Below are 18,214 nucleotides of genomic sequence, written 5' to 3'. Positions count from 1 at the left end.
TTGACTACGTACGGCCGTCCGCGCCGCTCTCCGGGGCGGCGTGGGCCAGGCCCGTGCGGTAGGCGATGACGACGAGCTGCGCCCGGCCTCGACCGGGTCTTCCCGCACTACCCCTGGCCGCCCGCGGGCCCGGAAGCCACCCCCTTGAACCGCGCCCACACCACCTTCCCGAACGGCTCCCGCTCCTCGACCCCCCACCCGTCCGCGACCGCCGCGACGATCAACAGCCCCCGCCCCCGTACATCCGCCGCACCGGGCTCGCACACCCGCGGCCTCCGCTCCCCCTCCTCGTCATGACTGTCATGCACCTCCAGCCGTACGCACCCGTCCTCCACCACCACCCGCACCAAAAACCCGTGCCCCCGCCGCGTCCCGTGCGCCAACGCGTTCGACGCCAACTCCGATACGCACAACCGCACGTCGTCAACGACAGGCGACAACCCCCATGCCCTCAGAGCCCCTGCGGCGAATTCGCGTGCCAGCCCGACCGATTCACGTTTCGCGTCGAAGAATCTCGATACGGCCGCGGGTAAGACTCCGGCCTTGAGCGCAGCGCTGTCATCAGTCACGAACGGTTCCCTTCGTGTAGCACAGCGAAGTCATACGCAGACGTGCCGCATGTGCGGCAATCCCGGCCTGGACCCCGCGCGGCACGCCAACGACGAACAAGGGGTGCGAGGAAATCGCCCCCCTTGAGACTGGACCGGTTGACCGGTCCAGTCAAGTGATTGTCAACTATCCGTGACTCATCGGGTAGTTGTCCGTCAGCTCCCACAGGTCGGAAGGAGTGACGCCCTCTTCTGCGACGAGAACCCGGCCGTCCTTGTCGTGCGCGACATGGAGCACGACCGCGACTGCGAGCGGTAGTTCACGTCGCAACTGCTCCGCCTCCGCCGACGTCGCCAGGCGCACTTTCGTGAGGTCGGTACCCCGCGCCGGTGAACGCCCGGTCTGGCGGGCCACGTAATGGGTCGTCCCTTCGGCGATCGGACCCGCCTGAGTCAGCTTCGGACAGGCCGCCGCGATGTCCGCCGGAAACCACGCCGTGACCAGCGACAGCGGAGCACCGTCGTCAAGCAGCACCAAGCGGTCACGCCGCAGAGCGGACACGCCCGCGGCAAGGTCCAAAATCCTTGCGACACGGTCGGGCGGCGTTTCGTGAACAGGCTTGCCCAACCGTCGGAAGGGGTGACCACCGGTCACGCGCGTGGCGTCTGCCCGGCGCCGACCGGCGGGACGCGCCAACGGCGTTGCGAGTACGTGGAATCCCTGCCCCTGGCGAGCCGCCACGAGGCCGTCTCCCCTCAGTACATCCATCGCCTTGATGACCGTCGCCCGCGACACGGACCACTGCTCGCACAGATCCCGCCCCGACGGCAGGACGTCTCCCGAACCGAACTCACCGTCGGCGATCCGGGCCCGCAACGAATCCGCGATCTCTTCGTACTTGAGCTTGGGCATGGCGGGGCACTCCCGTTCGGTGGACAGGTTGACCGGTCAGGGTAGACCATCACAACCATGGCGACCGCACCCCATGTAGCGTCCGAGATTCTGGACTTCTACGGCTCGGTATTCGACGAGTCGACGCGTCTGACCTCCTCTGCCGACGGCGCGCTGGAGTTGGCGCGGACCCGGGAGATCCTGCGGCGTCATCTGCCGCCCGCGCCCGGCGCTGTGCTCGATGTCGGCGGCGGGGCCGGGGTGCATGCGAAGTGGCTGGTCGAGGACGGCTACCGGGTGCACTTGGTGGACCCGGTCGAACGGCATGTGGAGCACGCGAAGTCGGTCGGCTGCACCACGGAGTTGGGTGACGCGCGAGCGTTGAGCGCGGGGGCAGGGACGTACGACGCCGTCCTGCTGCTCGGACCGCTCTACCACCTGCTGGAGCGTGCCGACCGCGATCAGGCGCTAGCGGAAGCCCGGCGGGTGGTACGGCCTGGTGGCATGGTCGCCGCCGCCGCGATCGGACGGTACGCCTCGCTCTTCGAGCACACCGCGACGACGCTGCTGACGAAGGACCGCGTCCGGGACGCCGTCGGTGACATCCTGGCGACGGGCCGCCACGACCCCGGACGCAAGGGCTTCACAGCCGCTTACTTCCATACGGCGGCGGAGCTGGCGGATGAGCTGACCTGCGCGGGCCTCACCGACGTGACCGTCCTGGGCGTCGAGGGCCCGGCCTGGGCACTGCTGAAGGCCACCGAGCAGCACACGGGCGAGTCTCTGACCGACTCACCGATGTTCGCCGCGGCGCTGACCGCCGCCCGGCTGGCGGAGCCCTACCCGGAGCTGCTGTCCGCCGCATCGCACCTGCTGGCGGTGGGGACCGCCTGACGCCGGCCGCCTGGCCAAGGTCTGTGGGACGGGGTCCCCCGGGGCGCCCGGGGCGGGGCGCATGGGCGGCGGACGGGGGCGAGGCGGGGGCGCAAGGTGGCGAAAAGTTGCCGGGGGTTTCCGGGGGCCGAACCATGGGAGGGGTGAGCGACGGCGCGTACCTCCGATTCCCGCACCTCCACGGCGACCTGCTCAGCTTCGCCGCCGAGGACGACATCTGGGTGGCCCCGCTGGGGGCGGCAGGGGGGTCGCCCGGGCGGGCGTGGCGGGTGACGGCGGACCGGACGCGGGTGGGGCCGCCGCGGCTGTCGCCCGACGGTTCGACCATCGCCTTCACGACCTGGCGGAGCCTGGACCCCGAGGTGTATCTGGTCCCGACGGACGGCGGGGAGTCGCGGCGGCTGACGTATTGGGGCAGCTCCGACACGCGGGTGTGCTCGTGGACGCCGGACGGCCAGGTGCTGGCGGTGTCGTCGCACGGGCAGCCGTTCGCCTACCACACGTGGGCGCACAGCGTGCCGGTGGACGGCGGGCCCGGCGGGCCGCTGCCGTGGGGGCCGGTGTCGGACATCGCGGTGTGCGACGAGAACGGGGAGCCGGGCGAGCGCCGCACCCTGCTGTTGACGGGGACGCCGCCGCACGAGCCGCACGCGTGGAAGCGGTACCGCGGCGGCGCGACGGGGCGGCTGTGGCTGCACGGCGAGCGGCTGGTTCCGGACATCGACGGTCACCTGGCGTCGCCGATGTTCGTGTCGGGCCGGATCGCCTTCCTCTCCGACCACGAGGGCATCGGCAATCTGTACTCGTGCCGCCCGGACGGTACGGATCTGCGGCGGCACACCGACCACGCCGAGTTCTACGCCCGCAGCGCCGCCACCGACGGCCGGCGGGTGGTGTACCAGTGCGCGGGCGAGCTGTGGCTGGTGGAGGACCTGGCGGCGCCCGACGCCCGGCCGCGCCGCCTGGACATCCGGCTGGGCGGTGCGAGGAGCGGGCAGCGCCCGTACCAGGTGCCCGCGGCCTCGAATCTGGACAGCCTGGCCATGGACGGTACGGGCCGGGCCAGCGCCGTCTGCGTACGCGGCAGCCTCTACTGGCTCACGCACCGCGACGGCCCCGCCCGGACGATCGCCGACGAGCCCGGCGCGCGGGTCCGGCTGCCGGAGATGCTCGGCGACACCGGGCTGGTCGCCTTCGTCACGGACGCGGAGGGCGAGGACGGGATCGAGCTGGCGCACCTGCCGGGGCGGGCGTCGCGGGCGGCGATCCGCGGCGGCGCGCGGGATTCCGCGGCGGCGGACGCGAAGGCGCAGGTCACGGAGGCGGAGGACGTCACCGAGGTGACGGAGGAGCTGACCGATGTGGTGCCGGTCGCGGGTGGCGACAAGGCGGACGGCGGGGCAGGCGGAGGCGGCACAGCAGGCGGAGGCAAGGCCGGTGGCGGCAAGGGCGACGCGGACGTCAGCCGTTCGAGCACGGTCTACACGGACCCCGCGGCCGGCCGCGGCAAGGGCGAAGGCCCCACCCGTACCCCCGGCTCGGACGGCCAATCGCCCGACACCGATGTGTACACGGACGACGACGTCACCGGCGGCGGCCACGAGCCGGACCGCCCCACCCGCCTCGCCGTCGGCAAGCTCGGCCGCGTCCTGGAGCTGGTCTCCTCCCCCGACGGCGGCACGCTGGCCGTCGCCACGAACGACGGCCGCCTGCTGCTGGTCACGACCGGCGAGGCGGAGGACGACTCGGACGGTGACGAGGGCGATGACCCGTACGGCCTAGGCGACGACGTACGGGCCGACGTACGCGACGTGCGCGAGATGCGCGAGATGGGCAATGCAGGCGACGAGCCCGGCGGCGCGGGTGACGGCACGCGAAACGGCGTGCGCCGCGTACCGCTGGACGATCACACAACCGACGGCCGCACCATGGCGGGCGCCGTCGACGAGCTGATCCGTTCCACCAACGGCCCCGTCCGCGACCTGGCCTTCTCCCCCGACTCGGCGTGGCTGACCTGGTCGCACCCCGGTATCGGCCGCAGTCTGCGCTCGGTGAAGATCGCCCGCTTGTCGGACCAGTCGATCATCGACGTCACCAACGGCCGCTTCGAGGACGAGCAGCCCGTCTTCACCCGCGACGGCCGCTACCTCGCGTTCCTGTCGTGGCGCGGCTTCGACCCGGTGTACGACGTTCATACCGGCGACCTGTCGTTCCCGCTCGGCTGCCGCCCGTATCTGGTGCCGCTGAACTCGGCGACGCCGTCACCCTTCGCGCTGCCGGTCGACGGCCGTCCCATCGGCGGCGGTCTCGACCCGGGCGAGAGCGGCGGCGGCGACGGCCCGGTGGTCGTCGAGGTGGAGGGCCTGGCGAACCGGGTGACGCCCTTCCCCGTCCCCGCGTCGAAGTACTCGGCGCTGGAGCCCGTGCACAACGGCCTGGTCTGGCTGCGCTGGCCGATCTCCGGCGCGCTCGGCGAGACCTTCGCCAACCCCACCGACCCCTCCGCCCGCCCGACGCTGGAGTACTACAACCTGACCAAGTCCAAGCGGACCGAATTGGTCCACCACATGGACTGGTACGCGGTCAGCGGCGACGGCCAGCGCCTGGCGGTCTTCGACGAGGGCGAGTTGGCCGTCCTGCCCGCCACCGAACGCGGCGACGACGACTCGACGGTCTATGTCGACATGCGCCGCATCCTGCACGAGGTGGACCCGACGGCCGAGTGGCGGCAGTCGTACGCGGAGGCCGGGCGGTTGATCCGCGACTACTTCTGGGCGCCCGACATGTGCGGCGTCGACTGGCCCGCGATCCTCGACCAGTACCGCCCGCTGGTCGAACGCGTCGCCACGCCCGACGAGTTCGCCGACCTGCTGCGCGAAGTCCTCGGCGAACTGGGCACGTCGCACGCGTACGTAGCCCCCGCCCGCCGCAACGAGGGCCCGCCGCACTACCAGCGCCCCATCGGCCTGCTCGGCGCCGACTTCCAGCACGGCAAGGACGGTACGTGGTCGGTCGTACGGATCCTGCCGGGCGAGTCGTCGGACTCCAAGGCCCGTTCGCCGCTGGCCGGTACGGGCATCCGCGAGGGCGCGGTGCTCACCCACATCGACGGGCGGCCGGTCGACCCGGACGCGGGACCGTATCCGCTGCTGGCGGGCGCGGGCGGCACCACCGTCGAGCTGACCTTCGTCGGACCGGGCCGCCGCGGCGCGCCCCGCCGCGTCGCCGTCGTCCCGCTGATCGACGAACGCCCGCTGCGCTACCAGCACTGGGTGGCCAAACGCCGTTCGGTCGTACGGCAGTTGAGCGGCGGCCGGTGCGGTTATCTGCACATCCCCGACATGGGCGGCTCCGGCTGGGCGCAGTTCAACCGCGACCTGCGGATGGAAGTCGCCTACGACGCCCTGCTCGTGGACGTCCGCGGCAACGCGGGCGGTCACATCAGCGAACTGGTCATCGAGAAGCTGACCCGCACCATCCTCGGCTGGGACCTCACCCGCAACGCGCAGCCGGTCTCCTACACCGGCAACGCCCCGCGCGGCCCGGTCGTCGCCATCGCCGACGAAGCGACGTCGTCCGACGGCGACATGATCACCGCCGCCTTCAAACTCCTCGGCATAGGGCCGGTCGTCGGCTCCCGCACCTGGGGCGGCGTCGTCGGCATGACCGGCCGCCACCGCCTCGGCGACGGCACCGTCATCACCGTCCCCATGAACGCCGCCTGGTTCGACGCGTACGGCTGGTCCGTCGAGAACCACGGCGTCGACCCCGACATCGACGCCCTCCGCACCCCGCTGGACTGGGCCGAGGGCCGCCACGGCCAGATGGACGTCGCGGTCCGCACCGCCCTCGCCCTCCTGGCCGAACACCCCGCCGCCACCCCGCCCGACCTCACCACCCGCCCCAACCGCCAGCGCCCGCCACTCCCCCCGCGCTGAAGTTCTCGATCACGCCATACCGATGCGAGGAAGTCGTCCACCCACATCAACACAACGCCTGCGCTGCCCGTCAATGAACCAGCGCGTCGGCCCTGGCCCTTCTCGAAGCGCCCTGACGTCTTCCGCCTGGCGGAACGTGTTCCTTGTTCCGCACAGCTCCCCTGTTCAAGGAATCCGGGGCAGTCGGCACATACCAGGTCTGTTCTTGCAGCCCGCGATCTAAATGTGCAGAAGCGATTCACCCTCATCCGAATGACCGGCCAGCCGACCCGCCTCGCGGATTTGCTCGACCGTCATCGATCTGGCCAATTCGACCGCCCCACGGTCTGCGTCCCCGTTACCACGATCCAGCGGGCTCGGAAATCACCGAACCGCCTGGACGGGATCAACAGGCGTGCCAACACCGTGGCGGTACTGACGCGCCACCGCGAGCGTCCCGCGTGCCGCTTCCCCAGGCAAGCCGTGCGAGGAAAGGAAGACCCGCGTGGCGTTGTTCCCAGCGGCACGTCCCGACCTCACCCAATTGCCACCCAGCACCGCCTTGCCATCCAGCACCCCCACACGCTGTCCGAACTCACCTTCCGTACCGAACGCAGCAAGCGTGGCCTCTCCCGTCTGCGAGGCCAAGGCCGCAGTCTGGCCAACGGAACCGTCCGTCATCCGCCGCACCCTCCAGCACACCAGTTCCCTCTGAACAACGGAGTCCTTCAACCAGGTGCCGCTGGCCAGCGGCACCATCGCGACCTGAGCGCCAGGGAACGCGAACGCGACTGGCGCGGGCTGGAATGCGAGCGGTTGCGTCTCTCCCCAGGCCCGACGGCAACCGAGCGGGGAACCTTCTCTCCCCCGCAGCCGGGCCTCGCTCGCCGTCATCGATGAATTGTTGGGCTTCGCCCACATCGGGGTGACCACGACCGTAAACGCCACGTCCGAATCCAGCGCAGGCGACCAACCTCCTCGAACAGGCGCTCAACAACGCCGCCGAGCTCACGACCGGGCCCAATGTCGGCGGCGAGCCGCGCCGGCTTGTGCAACGCTCCTCCGCTGACGTTGCCTCAGTTACTGCCGTCAGACACCACAGCGGCCCCACCGGAAACACTCCGGTGGGGCCTCCGTCATTGTGATAATCCAATACTCGACATATCGCCGAATAGAAGCCTCGCTTAGGATTGACTGAAGGTAGCGGACTTGTTCCGATAGACATTGCCCACGCCTTCCTCGACCCGAATCTCGACAACGAAATCAGGCAGGGCCCCTTCAAGGGGATGGCCATCGGGCCCAGTCGGCTCAGACTCGGCCTTCCAGTCGACCAAATAAACGACCCCTGAATAGCGACCACTGGGCAGCTCGATCCGATTTGCATCCCGCCCTGGAAAGTCGCCCGCCTCCTCAAGACCCCTGATGTAAGAAGACCCGGGCACGTCAACAGGTAGGGCTCAGAAGTAGCGAGAACATGACGCCCTTCTCGTTCGGTGAGTCCGGCGCCTGAGAAGTTCCAGCGGGTCAGTACCTCACATACTCCATCTGCACCCACCACAACGGGGACCACAGCCCCAGCGGAGATGGCCTGGACTAGCAACTCATCGTCCGAGGCCCGGCATCCCAGTCATCAGGATCACCAGTCTCTACGAAGTACTCGGTCTGCCAGAGAGCGCACAGGCCGGCATCAGTACGAACAGTCCTCGAAATGTGCTGAACAGTCGAATCATCAGCACATCCATTCACAATTTCCGCGAGCGGTCATTGGCGGGCACTAATGCGAACTTCGCCAACTACATCCCCCGCCTGGAGCCCAAGCCTCTTGATGTGTCGATCAATTTCAGGGCCCAAGCTGCGATTGACCGATTAGTCGAGTGGCGACAAATTACTTATATTATCCGCACCGCCGAACTGGAGGTCAATCACATGGTACATGTCCATACCTTCTTCGATTGTATTACCTGCGTTCCGCCACAGACCGGCAGCACTAGTACTGCCCCGCGCAGCCTCAGCGTTACTTATCACCAACCTGTCAGCCGCGTTCAGCGAGGCCACCTTCGCATGCGCGGCCCTTAATCTGGTCGGAGTTCGGTGGACTCGTCGGAGATCTCCAGCCGCCCCTGCGCACCGGACTTCGCAAGGGAACTCCTCGGCCTGCACTGGGAAGATCTCGACCTCGACGCTGGCACCGCCACCATCCGCCGCACGCTCCAACGCACCCGTAGCGGCGATCTGACCACCCTGTCGGCCAAGAGCATCAGCTCCGAACGGCGCATCGCACTGCCAGCCTCCTGCGTCACCTCCCTTCGTGCGCACCGCGAACATCGGGCGCAGGAGATGGAGAAGGCGGGCTTGGCCTGGCAGGGCAGGGCAGGGCAGGGCAGGGCAGCGGCCGCGTGTACACGCGACCCGGCGGCCGTCCGATCGAACCCGCCACCCTCACACGCCGCTTCAACGCCATACTCCGCGACGCCCACCTGAGGCCAATCCGGTTCCACGACCTCCGACACTCGACAGCGACCCTCCTCCTAGAGCAGGGCGTCGAACTCGTCGTCATCAAGGAACTGCGGGGGCACACCCACGTCCGCCTCCAGCGCGACGCCATCGACCTCCTCGGTCGCGCGCTGCGCAACCCCTCGGAGGCCACCGACGCCCCGAAGACGGCGACAACCCACCGCTTCGCGCGGTGCCCGTCCGCTGATGTTGCCGTCAACAACTGCCGTCAGACCACCTTACAAGCCCTCCTGCAGGGCTGCAGCAGCCCTGCAGGAATATACTCTACGCAGCCGATATTTAGCGCGGCTGCCACACCAGAGAGCTTTACAGGGTACCCCTCCGAGGAAGTTGACCGTATCGACCCCCTCGGCCAGACTAGAGGCAGATCATGACATAGTGAACACAGAATTATGGACGGTTATGACACAACGGGATGGCATCGTGGATTTGATCAAGCTGTCGGATGGAGAAAACAGCGTCCGCGTTCATGTCCTTGGTCGGCGAGGACCCGGCATTCTGCCCGTACACGACTTGCTCGATGCGGAGATTATCGTGGAGAGCAGTTTCATCAGCGGGCGCCTCAATATCTGCTTCTATCTCTCAGATCTGGAGGAGTGGTCCCTAGCACTGGATGCTCTCGGCGCAGGTCAGGGCACCCAATGGCTGGACAACGGTAATGGCCCAATAATCAGGATCGAATTGCCCAACGATGATTGTGAAACCCCGGCGGTTCTTATCGAGGATGCATCCGGATCTGGTACGTTGGCAACAATCCCGATCCTCCTTGATGACGGGTGGGTCAAGGAACAGCGTGAGCACCTCCGTGAGGTAGTGCGTGCTTGGCCGAGCGAGGTACTGAAGACGTCACCAGGCGCTTACGAATGGCGCCACTGAACGAATCTCTTCGAAGTCGAGTGGCTTCCACCAGGCCGAGAAAAGTACGGGCAGAGCTTCAATAAAAGCTCCGCCCGTACGTCATTTACGTGTTCGACATCCGGATGCGTCGTCCGCAGCGACTGGGATCGCACCAGTCGCAGCCATCAACTGCGGCTACTGTTTGAATGTCCTGCCCATGTACCAGCCGGTATCGTCAAATGCTTCAATCGACACCGCAAATGGAACATTGCTACCCGGGCGATAATGCGGCGTTGCCGAATACATAATGACATTGCCCCTCGAGATATACTCGGCAATTTCTTCCTCAAATTCTCTCATAGAACCATTGTCGATAGCCGCAGTCGTCCTGACGAAGTTTTCCGGCGTATTTCCGGACCCGCCGAGCGCCTTCGGGAGGAGATGTCCACGCGCGTCTCCGTTGGCCCCACTCACGAAGCCCGGGGGGTCCATACTCCTCGACGCCTTCCCCCCGGTGCCGAGCATATTCGGAGTAACTTCCGCGACTATTCCAGAGCGGCGCCCATCCGCGTCGATACTTCCGTAGTCGATTTCTCCGCAGGTGTTATGGATCAGGACCGGTATGGTCCCTGCCAGCACATAGAACGTGTGCAGTTCCGCGACCGTCAGGTTGTAGCGGTTGGCGGCGCCGGGGGTGGCGTGGACGTTGAGGACCGTGGCGTGGAGGTTTTTGTCGGTGTTGAGGGCATGGCCGGAGATGAGCTTGCCGGCCGGAGTCCACTTGTGGGTCGTGTCGTCCCAGAAGGGGTGTTTGGAGGTGGTGTGCAGGGTGGCGGGTTTGCCGTCCGTGCCCTGGATCGTGACATCGACGAGGTCGGTGTCGTAGTTGACCCAGGTCGCGGTCACATTATGAGAACCCGCGTGCTTGCCTGTCTTGGGGTCCGCCGACTCGACCTTGTCTCCGACGGTGACATCGCCGATGGGCTTGGTCTTTCCGTCGCCCAAGAGGACGGGGGTGTCAGGGCTGAAGCTGCACCTGCCACCGCTCGAACTGCTTCCGCTCGGTACCTCTTCCGGGGCCGCCTTGGCCGCCACCGGCTTCTTCGCCGTGGCACTCTTGGGGCTACTGGGCGTAGCAGCCTCAGCGGGCGCGGCAGCGCTGGGGTTACCCGGCGGTGGAATTTCCGCTGGCGTGTCATCGACCAGAAGCCGGGCCGCCCCGTTCTCAGCGTCTTCGATCGCCTTCGCTGCCTCTTCGGCCCTGTCCGCCGCGCGCCACGCTTCTCGAACCTTGGTGAACGCCTTATACCCCGCCATCGCCCCCTTGGCGGCACCAAAACCATCGATAAACAGTGACGCGATGTCGGTTCCGTACTCACCCACCTGGTAGTTGATGTTCGTGTGGGGGTTAATCCCAAATACGTGAGCGAAGGGATTATTGCCGACGCGCAGTTGCTTCGGCAGATGCATGTCGAGCGGCCCGGTCACGGAGGTGACGATCGAGTCCAACGCTCCCACCGCTGCGTCGGAGCTAGTGCCTGACGTGTAGCCGTCCTCGCAATGCGTACATACGCCGCCACCGCCCACGTCTGCGAGCATCAGCCCGCTCGGGTCACTCCCGTTGACCGGGTCGTCTCCCGCGTAGGCGTAGCCGCCCATTTGGTTGGGGTCGCCCGCTTCGAAGACGGGGTCGACGGTGAGGAAGCGGCCGAGGACGGGGTCGTAGTTGCGGGCGCCGAGGAGGTCGAGGCCGGTGGTGGGGTCGGCGGGTTGGCCGAGGTAGCCGTGGTTGTCGGCCCAGGAGGTGGGGACTGTGCCGCGGGGTTTGCCGTAGGGATCGTAGGAGCGGCGGGTGATGGCGAGGGAATTGGCGTCGATCTGGAGTTGGGCAGTGTGCTGTGGGTTGGTCGGCTGGTAGGTCAGGGTGCCGGTGGAGGAGCGAGTGATCGCCGTGCCGTCGGGGTTGGAGTAGTAGCGCAGTCCCGTGACGGTGGTGCCGGAGGCACTGAGGGTGAGTTGTTCGGTGCCGCCGAAGAGATAGAGGATGGTGCCGGTCGGACTACGCTGGATGAGCAAGCCGCCGTCGGCGTCGTACAGATAGCCCGTGGCCTTGGGACTGGTGCCGTCACCCGTGGTGACGCTGGCGGTCCGGCCCTCCGCGTCGTAAGTGAAGCTCTGGCCCTGGCCCGATGCGAGGCCGGTGCCGGTGGCAGCCGTCGTATAGGTCTGTCCGGCGAGCCCGCAGGAGTGCAGAGTCTGCTTGGTGCCGGGGGCCTGGTTGCCATCGGTGTCGGTCAGGCACAGACCCGAGCTGACGTTGATCAGATTTCCGGAGGCCGTCAGCTTCCATTGCTGCGTGGGCGCGGTCGAGGAGCAGGTCCTGATCACCACGACCGAGCCGGCGGCCGGAGGATTCGCGGTGTCCATGCACTTGCCGACGACTCTGATCGTGCCGTCGGTCCCGATGGTGTAGTCCTGCCCGACGCCACCGCAGTTCGAGAGGTTCTGGGACGTGCCGTCCGCGGTCAGCGCCGAGGCATCGGTGAGGCACAGTGCCCCGCCGCTGGCGGTCTTGACGCTGGAGATGATCGGTCCGGTGGTGGATGTACTGCGGCTGGTGACACTGCCCGCGTTCACACCGGCGGGATTTCGCGAGGTATCCGTGTAGTTGAGAGCGGAGGTCGCCGTACCCGTGGTGGGGTTGCTGGTGGTGACGCCGGTGGCCTGGTTGGGCAGCACCGCAGGAGCCGCGGTGCTCGGGTAGCCGATGGTCTGCGTCGTGTTCTTCAGCGCGTTGCCGCCCACGTCGTGCGAGGTCTGCCGCGTCCGGTCGCCGAGCAGGTTGTACGTGTAGGACTGCCAGTACGGAACCGGACCGCCGATGGTGGACGGGCTCGGCGCCGCCGTCTTGCACGCGGCGAGCTGTCCAGTGCCCGCGACAGCCGGAGTGGTGATGCCCTTGGTGTCGGTCCACGCCTCAGCGACGCGGCTCATGCCGTCGTAGCTGAAGCACTGGGTGTCCGTTCCGGTGACGGTCGTGCCCGTGGACTGGACGTCGGAGACGGTGTTGAGGTTTCCGGCCTGGTCGTATCCGTAGGTCGTGGAGTCGATCGGCAGGAAGGAGTTGGCCTGGATGCTGACCGTGTTCGTCGCCAGGCGCTGCGTGGCGGCGTCATACGCCTGGGCGGTACGCACCTGCTTGCCGTAGTCACCGTAGGTGGACTGCAGGACTTGTCCGAACGGGCTGTACCAGGCCACGTCCAGGAGAGAAGTAGTAGCGGACCCCGTCTGGGTGAGAAGGCCTTGCAGGTTGTAGCCGTAGCCGATTCTCTCGGCCGGGAGGCCGCCCTCCGTACCGTAGGAGTTGGCGGTCAGCCGCCCGACGTTCGGGGTGTACTCGGCGCTCGAGGTGTAAGTGCCGGCGAGCTTGCCCTCCACCGCGGGAATGATCGTGGTGGTACTGGTCGGCTGATAGGCCGTGTTGTAGCCGTCAACGCGAGAGACGTACTTGCTGCCGCCCGCGCCCCCCGCATACCGGGTGGAGGAGACCGGGAGACCGCTCACCTTGGTGCCGTCGTTCAGGATGTCGAAGTCCCAGGAGGCCAGTTCGGTGGTCGGGTCGTGAACGGCCTTCGTGGGCTCGGCGTATTCAGCGGTCTTCCTGCCGAGCTTGTCGTAGGTGTACGAGAGCACCTGGCCGCGGGGGTCGGTGGTCTGGACGAGATGTCCGTACGTGTCGTAGGCGTACGAGCTGGTACCGGCGTCCGGATCCTTCTGCGAGAGCAACTGGCCTTGCACGTTGTACTGGTAGCTCCAGATGTTGCCCACGGCGTCGGCGATCGTGGAGGTCTTGCCGGAGGGTGTGTACGTGTAGCTGGTCGTCGCGTTCGCGGCGGTGGCCTTGCCGGTCGTGCCCGAGTTCCAGAGCGTCGTGGTGCCAGCCGAGTTGTACATCTTCACGCTGGCGTCGTCGCCGACCATCAGGTAAGCGCCGGTGGAGCCGGCGACCGCCGCGTTGGACGTCCACAGGACGGCACCGGTCGCGCTGGTGACGACCAGGTTTCCGTCGGTATGGACTGTTGCCACCGCGCCCGCGTTGCCGGATGTACCGGAGGACCAGAGGGTGGCTCCGGTGGAGATCGCCGCCAGCACCAGATTGCCGTCGGCCTGCATCGCCAGCCGGACGCTGTTGGACGCCACCGCGGTGCCGGAGAGGATGACCGTGCCGGCCGTCAGCTTGCGGTCGCGCGTGGTGTCCTTGACCTGCGTCGAAGTGGTCTGGCCGAGAGCGTTGGTGAAGGTTGCCGTCGCCTGGCCGCCGGTCGGCGGCACGGTGTCGGTCTCGTCGGCTCCGGGATAGCTGGTGGTCGACTTCCACAACTGCGTTCCCTTGGACCACAGTTGGCTTTCCACCGCTCGGCCGACTCCGTCGTAGACCGTCTTGGACTGCGACGGCACGGTGGTCTCGAGCTCCGACCACATGGTCGTACCCGGGGCATGGTCCGGGTCGTAGTAGCTGCCGATGGTGGAGACGGGCCAGCCATGGCTGTCGTACGACGTGGAGGTGATCACTCGACCGGCCGAGTTGTCCGCGGTGGTCGCCTGCTGCTGCCGAAGCTGGAGCATCCCGTCGTAGATCGAGACCGACGTGCTGTAGGAACCGTCCTCGCGGAGCGTCTGCGTCGTGATGGTGGACGGGTTCGGCTGAGCGCCGGCGCCATTGACCGCGTACGTGAACTTTCGGTCCGGGCTGTCGGGGAAGTCGGACTTCTTCCGTCCGGGCAGCCAGGCCGCGATGCGACGACCGAGCGCGTCGAAGTCGGAGTCGGTGAAGCGGCCGTTGGCGTCCTCGGACTTGGTGACCGCGCCGCGCAACGGGTCGATGGTGGTCTTCGACTCCCAATTGGACGGGTTCACCGTGCTGATGGTGGTAGGCAGAACACCGGTGGCCGGGTCGTACGTAGTGCGAGTCGGCTCCCCGGCTCCGTCCAGGGATTTGGTGATGCGGCCGTAACGGTCGTAGGTGAGGGCACCGGTGAGGACGAAGGACGGGTTCCCGGAACCGTCATACGAAGTGATCGTCTGAACCGCGGTCATGTTGCCGAGCGAGTGCACCTGCGGAGAACTGCCGTCCGAAGGCCAGCCCTGGCCGAGCTTGCCGAAGGTGCCCGGGTTGGTGATGCTGCCGTCGCCGTCGTAGAAGACGCGCTTGTGCGTCAGGGTCTTCGTAGCGCTCTCAGCCGTCCCGCACGGTCCCGCCACGGCGACGATCTCGCTCGGGTAGCTGAGCATCATCGGGTTGCCGGAAGGCGCCGGGGCGTAGCTGGTGGTGGTGCAGTTCTCCTGCGCGGGGACCGAGATGTCGCCCTTGTCGTCGACCCTGGTGACCCGGCCGTACTCGTCGTAGTCCGTGACAGCCTTCGTCGTGCGCCAGTCGCCGTTCGCCAGCAGCGCGAGGGAACGGCCGGTCGTCGTCTTGACGCGGCGGGCGGTGAGGTCGGGCAGCGTCGACAGGTTCGCCGGTGCCGGGTCCTTGGACGTCCATGCCGTACGCGACCGACTCGCCGTACTCACTGTTTCGGGAGCGTCGGTGATCGTCTTCGCGAGCGGCTGTGCGGCGCCGGTGCCGTTGTAGGTGTCGGTCTCCAACGGAGTCCCGGTCAGCCAGTTGCTGTCGGTGACCCCGTTGAGGGTCACCTGCCTTGTGGTTCCGTCGGCCTTGTAATCGCCGTCCATGCCCTGGAGGTAGGTGGAGACCGTCTTGGTGATGGGGTTCGGTGTCGCGCCCGAGGTCGTGGTGACGGTCTGGAAGCCGCGGAAGTCGTTCCAGGTGCGGTACCTGTCGTCGGTCAGGTCGGAGTCGTCACGGTGCCAAGCCGCTTTGGTGTACGTGTATTGAGTGGTCTTCGCCGGTGACCCGGCCTTGGTCGCGTCGTTGTCGTCGATCTGGATGACCAGGGACTTGGTGAACCAGTCCGAGACGGGATCGACGGTGCCCGCCGGATTCCAGTAGACCGGGAAGCAGGCCATGGTGTTGCTGTCCGCGGACGTTGGCATCGTGTGGTTGACGCGGGAGCACTGCGGGCTCGCGTAGGTCACCGCGATGGATTCGCCCGTCTCGGTCTGGATGCTGGAGATCCGGGGACGGAACAGCGCCGGAGCACCGGGAGTGAGTCCGTCGACGCGATTGTCGATCTCGATGCCCTTGAACGTCACCGGGTCCAAGGTGAGTGGACCCGATCCGCCCGCGGATGTGTCGAGGCCCGTGTGCCGAATGGACGCGAGCCACATGACGGCTTGCAACTGACCCGTTTCGTCCGGGTGTTCGGTCTTGCCGGTCACCGGATCGATGACGCCGCCGCCGTTGGGGAACTGCTGGGCGAGGTCGTACGCGTCGACGTCCTTATAGGAACTGCCGACCTTCACCTGGGTGGTGATGGTCTTCAGCCGGTAGGTCGACCAGAAGGTCGGCGCTCCGGTGTGACAGACACCCGTCCCGTCACCGGAGGTGTGGTCACCGGACTCGCAATGGATGTCGTAGGGCACGTCGGGCCAGTTGGTGGCCGTCGAGTCGGAGAGGTTCGACGCCTGGCAGACGGTGTCGGACGTGATACAGCGCTGCGCCGTGGTGAAGAGGATGCGTGCGGCGGAGTCGTGGTCGGCCCGTGCGTCGTCGAGCTGGTAGCCGTAGGAGATCTTCGTCAGATGACCGGCGCGCACGTACGAGGTCATGGTGCCCCCGCCGCCGGACGCCGCGACCTGGCCGTACCCCATGTTGTAGTAGTTCGACTCGGTCGCGTAGTCGTACCGCTGCACGTTGCCGTGCGGGTCGACGACGAAGTCGAGGTTGAACCGGTAGCCGACCGGCTTGTCGCACTGGGACTTGTTACCCTTGGCCGAGTCGTAGCACGGGTCGCCGGACTTGGGGTGGTAGACCGGTATGCCCCAGGCGCTGTTGGTCGAGGTGTCGCTGGTGGTGCCCGGAGTGTGGTCGATGCCGAAGTAGGAAGACGTGCCGTCGGTCGTGGTGACCTTGTAGTACTCGCCCTGCCAGAGGCCGTTGGTGGCGCCGGTCAGCCGCTCGATCTTGGTGCCGTCGTCGGCCTTGAGGTGGAAGGCGCCGTCGCTGTCGCGTACCAGTTCGCCGTTGTGCGAGCCGAAGGAGAGCGTGGCGTTGTAGCCGCCCCAGCAACTGTCCGCGGAGTCCTTGATGCCCTGGTTGTCGCAGGACTTGTAGGACCGTTCGATAAAGCCCGGGTCGTAGGACCACCCGTCGCCGATCCAGGACGACTGCGAGTTGCGCGCCGAGGTCTCACCGTCGATGGCCTGGCTGTTGTAGGCCAGTCCGACCGCCGGTGCGCCTCCGCCAAGGGAAGCGGGAACGGCGATGGGGTAGTTGTACGTGAAGGCCCCGCTGGCGCTGGACGACCACGCGCCGGAGGCCGAAAGGGAGGTCGCGGTGTAGTCGCCCTGCGAACCGCCCGTATCGGATACGGCGGCGACCGCCACACCCATCGGCGCGGCAGCGGAGTCGGTCGTACGCGCGCCGGAGGCAGGGGAGCTGGGGAGGTCCACTGATGCCGAAAGCGTCTGCGCGGTGGTGTCGTTGTCGCTGACCAGCGGCTTGCGCGTCTGGCAGGCTGCCAGCTCAGGAGTGGTCAGCGCACAAGCGGGCATGGCCACCAGATGCAGTCGACTGGCCCAACCCCCTCCATACGCCTTGGCGATGGAGCCGTATTCGATGGTGACCTTGACGTGGGCGGCAGTGTCCCGGCCGTCCGTGCGTGACACGCCGACCAGGACACCGTCGACATCGGCCGCCTTGGCCTGCGTCCGGCCGGCGACTTTGACCCGCACGGCATCCGGAACATCCGAATCGGCCGTGCTGTTCTTCCCCGTTCCGGAGGAGGCCGGCACGGGAGCCACCAGTACCGGCGATGAACCGGCGCGGACGGGACCGGACTTGGACGAGCTCGCCGTACCGGACGGCTTCGCGCCAGCGGACGAGTCCGAAGACCGGGCGAGGAAAACGCTGTTGGTGGCGGCCTTGGGCCACGTAGGATCGGCGGCCCGGTACGGGCTCAACCCACGAGCGCCGTACGGAGTCTTGGCCTGCTTCGCCGCCTGCGTACCGGTCACGGCGTGGCCTGTGACCACCGGCTGCGCCTGGAGCGGGTCACGCTCCCAGAGCTTGCCGTCGTAATGGTATTCGCCCGAATCGGCCTGCGCGAGCGGCACGATCAGTGCCATCGCCGCCAGCGTGGCCGTGACCGCGGTAATACCCCGCAGCCTGGTCCGCGTTCGGACACCAGTGAACAAGCGCAGCTTTGTACGCACGTTGACAGAACCCCCCAGCCCACCCCCGCGACCCGAGTGACGGGTCGCTCACACACAGATCATCTACGCAGGCGGAACGCTATTGCCACATGTGTGCGAATGGCAATAGCCTGCCTCGGCATTCCCTCGTACCCCATCGATCACCCCACGTCAGGGGCGGCCGGTGCGGGCAGCGGACGAGCGGAGTGCGGGGGAAGAGAACCGGGGCCGGACCGACACGAAGATCGTGCTGATTCACGTCGCAGGAGCGTCGGGCCGGCCGTTCAGTACCCTGG

Annotated in this window: 8 protein-coding genes; 4 read left to right on the top strand and 4 right to left on the bottom strand. The window is 67.2% G+C overall.

Annotated elements, in window-relative coordinates; genetic code table 11:
* Window positions 1–107: 107 nt before the first annotated feature.
* Complete coding sequence (locus tag ACZ4EF_RS03235) at window positions 108–569, bottom strand: ATP-binding protein (RefSeq protein ID WP_467502482.1); 462 nt, start codon at window positions 567–569, stop codon at window positions 108–110.
* Window positions 570–735: 166 nt separating this feature from the next.
* Window positions 736–1,461: a GntR family transcriptional regulator gene (locus ACZ4EF_RS03230; protein WP_355337918.1), complete on the bottom strand. Its 726-nt coding sequence runs from the start codon at window positions 1,459–1,461 to the stop codon at window positions 736–738.
* A gap of 57 nt (window positions 1,462–1,518) precedes the next feature.
* Here ACZ4EF_RS03230 and ACZ4EF_RS03225 point away from each other — a divergent pair, with 57 nt between their 5' ends.
* Together ACZ4EF_RS03225 and ACZ4EF_RS03220 are read left to right on the top strand one after the other, a co-directional pair.
* Entirely contained in the window at window positions 1,519–2,334 is an 816-nt protein-coding gene (locus ACZ4EF_RS03225; protein WP_467502480.1) for a class I SAM-dependent methyltransferase, read from the top strand.
* Window positions 2,335–2,468: 134 nt separating this feature from the next.
* Window positions 2,469–6,272 (top strand): S41 family peptidase, encoded by a 3,804-nt coding sequence (locus ACZ4EF_RS03220; RefSeq protein WP_467502478.1) that lies wholly within the window; start codon window positions 2,469–2,471, stop codon window positions 6,270–6,272.
* Between the two features lie 363 nt (window positions 6,273–6,635).
* Here the strand turns inward: ACZ4EF_RS03220 and ACZ4EF_RS03215 are convergent, their stop codons facing one another.
* Complete coding sequence (locus ACZ4EF_RS03215) at window positions 6,636–7,145, bottom strand: hypothetical protein (RefSeq protein WP_467502476.1); 510 nt, start codon at window positions 7,143–7,145, stop codon at window positions 6,636–6,638.
* A 1,502-nt stretch (window positions 7,146–8,647) separates the two neighbouring features.
* On the opposite strand from ACZ4EF_RS03215, the gene ACZ4EF_RS03210 reads away from it, so the two are divergent.
* Both ACZ4EF_RS03210 and ACZ4EF_RS03205 read left to right on the top strand, forming a co-directional pair.
* On the top strand, window positions 8,648–9,139 hold the full coding sequence (locus ACZ4EF_RS03210) for a tyrosine-type recombinase/integrase (RefSeq protein WP_467502474.1): 492 nt from the start codon (window positions 8,648–8,650) through the stop codon (window positions 9,137–9,139).
* Between the two features lie 4 nt (window positions 9,140–9,143).
* A complete protein-coding gene (locus ACZ4EF_RS03205) occupies window positions 9,144–9,641 on the top strand; it encodes a DUF5959 family protein (protein ID WP_467502472.1) in 498 nt (165 codons plus the stop codon).
* 156 nt (window positions 9,642–9,797) lie between these two features.
* Here the strand turns inward: ACZ4EF_RS03205 and ACZ4EF_RS03200 are convergent, their stop codons facing one another.
* Window positions 9,798–17,852 (bottom strand): polymorphic toxin-type HINT domain-containing protein, encoded by an 8,055-nt coding sequence (locus ACZ4EF_RS03200; protein ID WP_467502470.1) that lies wholly within the window; start codon window positions 17,850–17,852, stop codon window positions 9,798–9,800.
* Window positions 17,853–18,214: the final 362 nt, after the last annotated feature.

The organism is Streptomyces sp. NPDC025721 (genome assembly GCF_055558595.1).
Note: the sequence above shows the minus strand (reverse complement) of the source record. Positions and strands in the feature narration are given on the sequence as shown.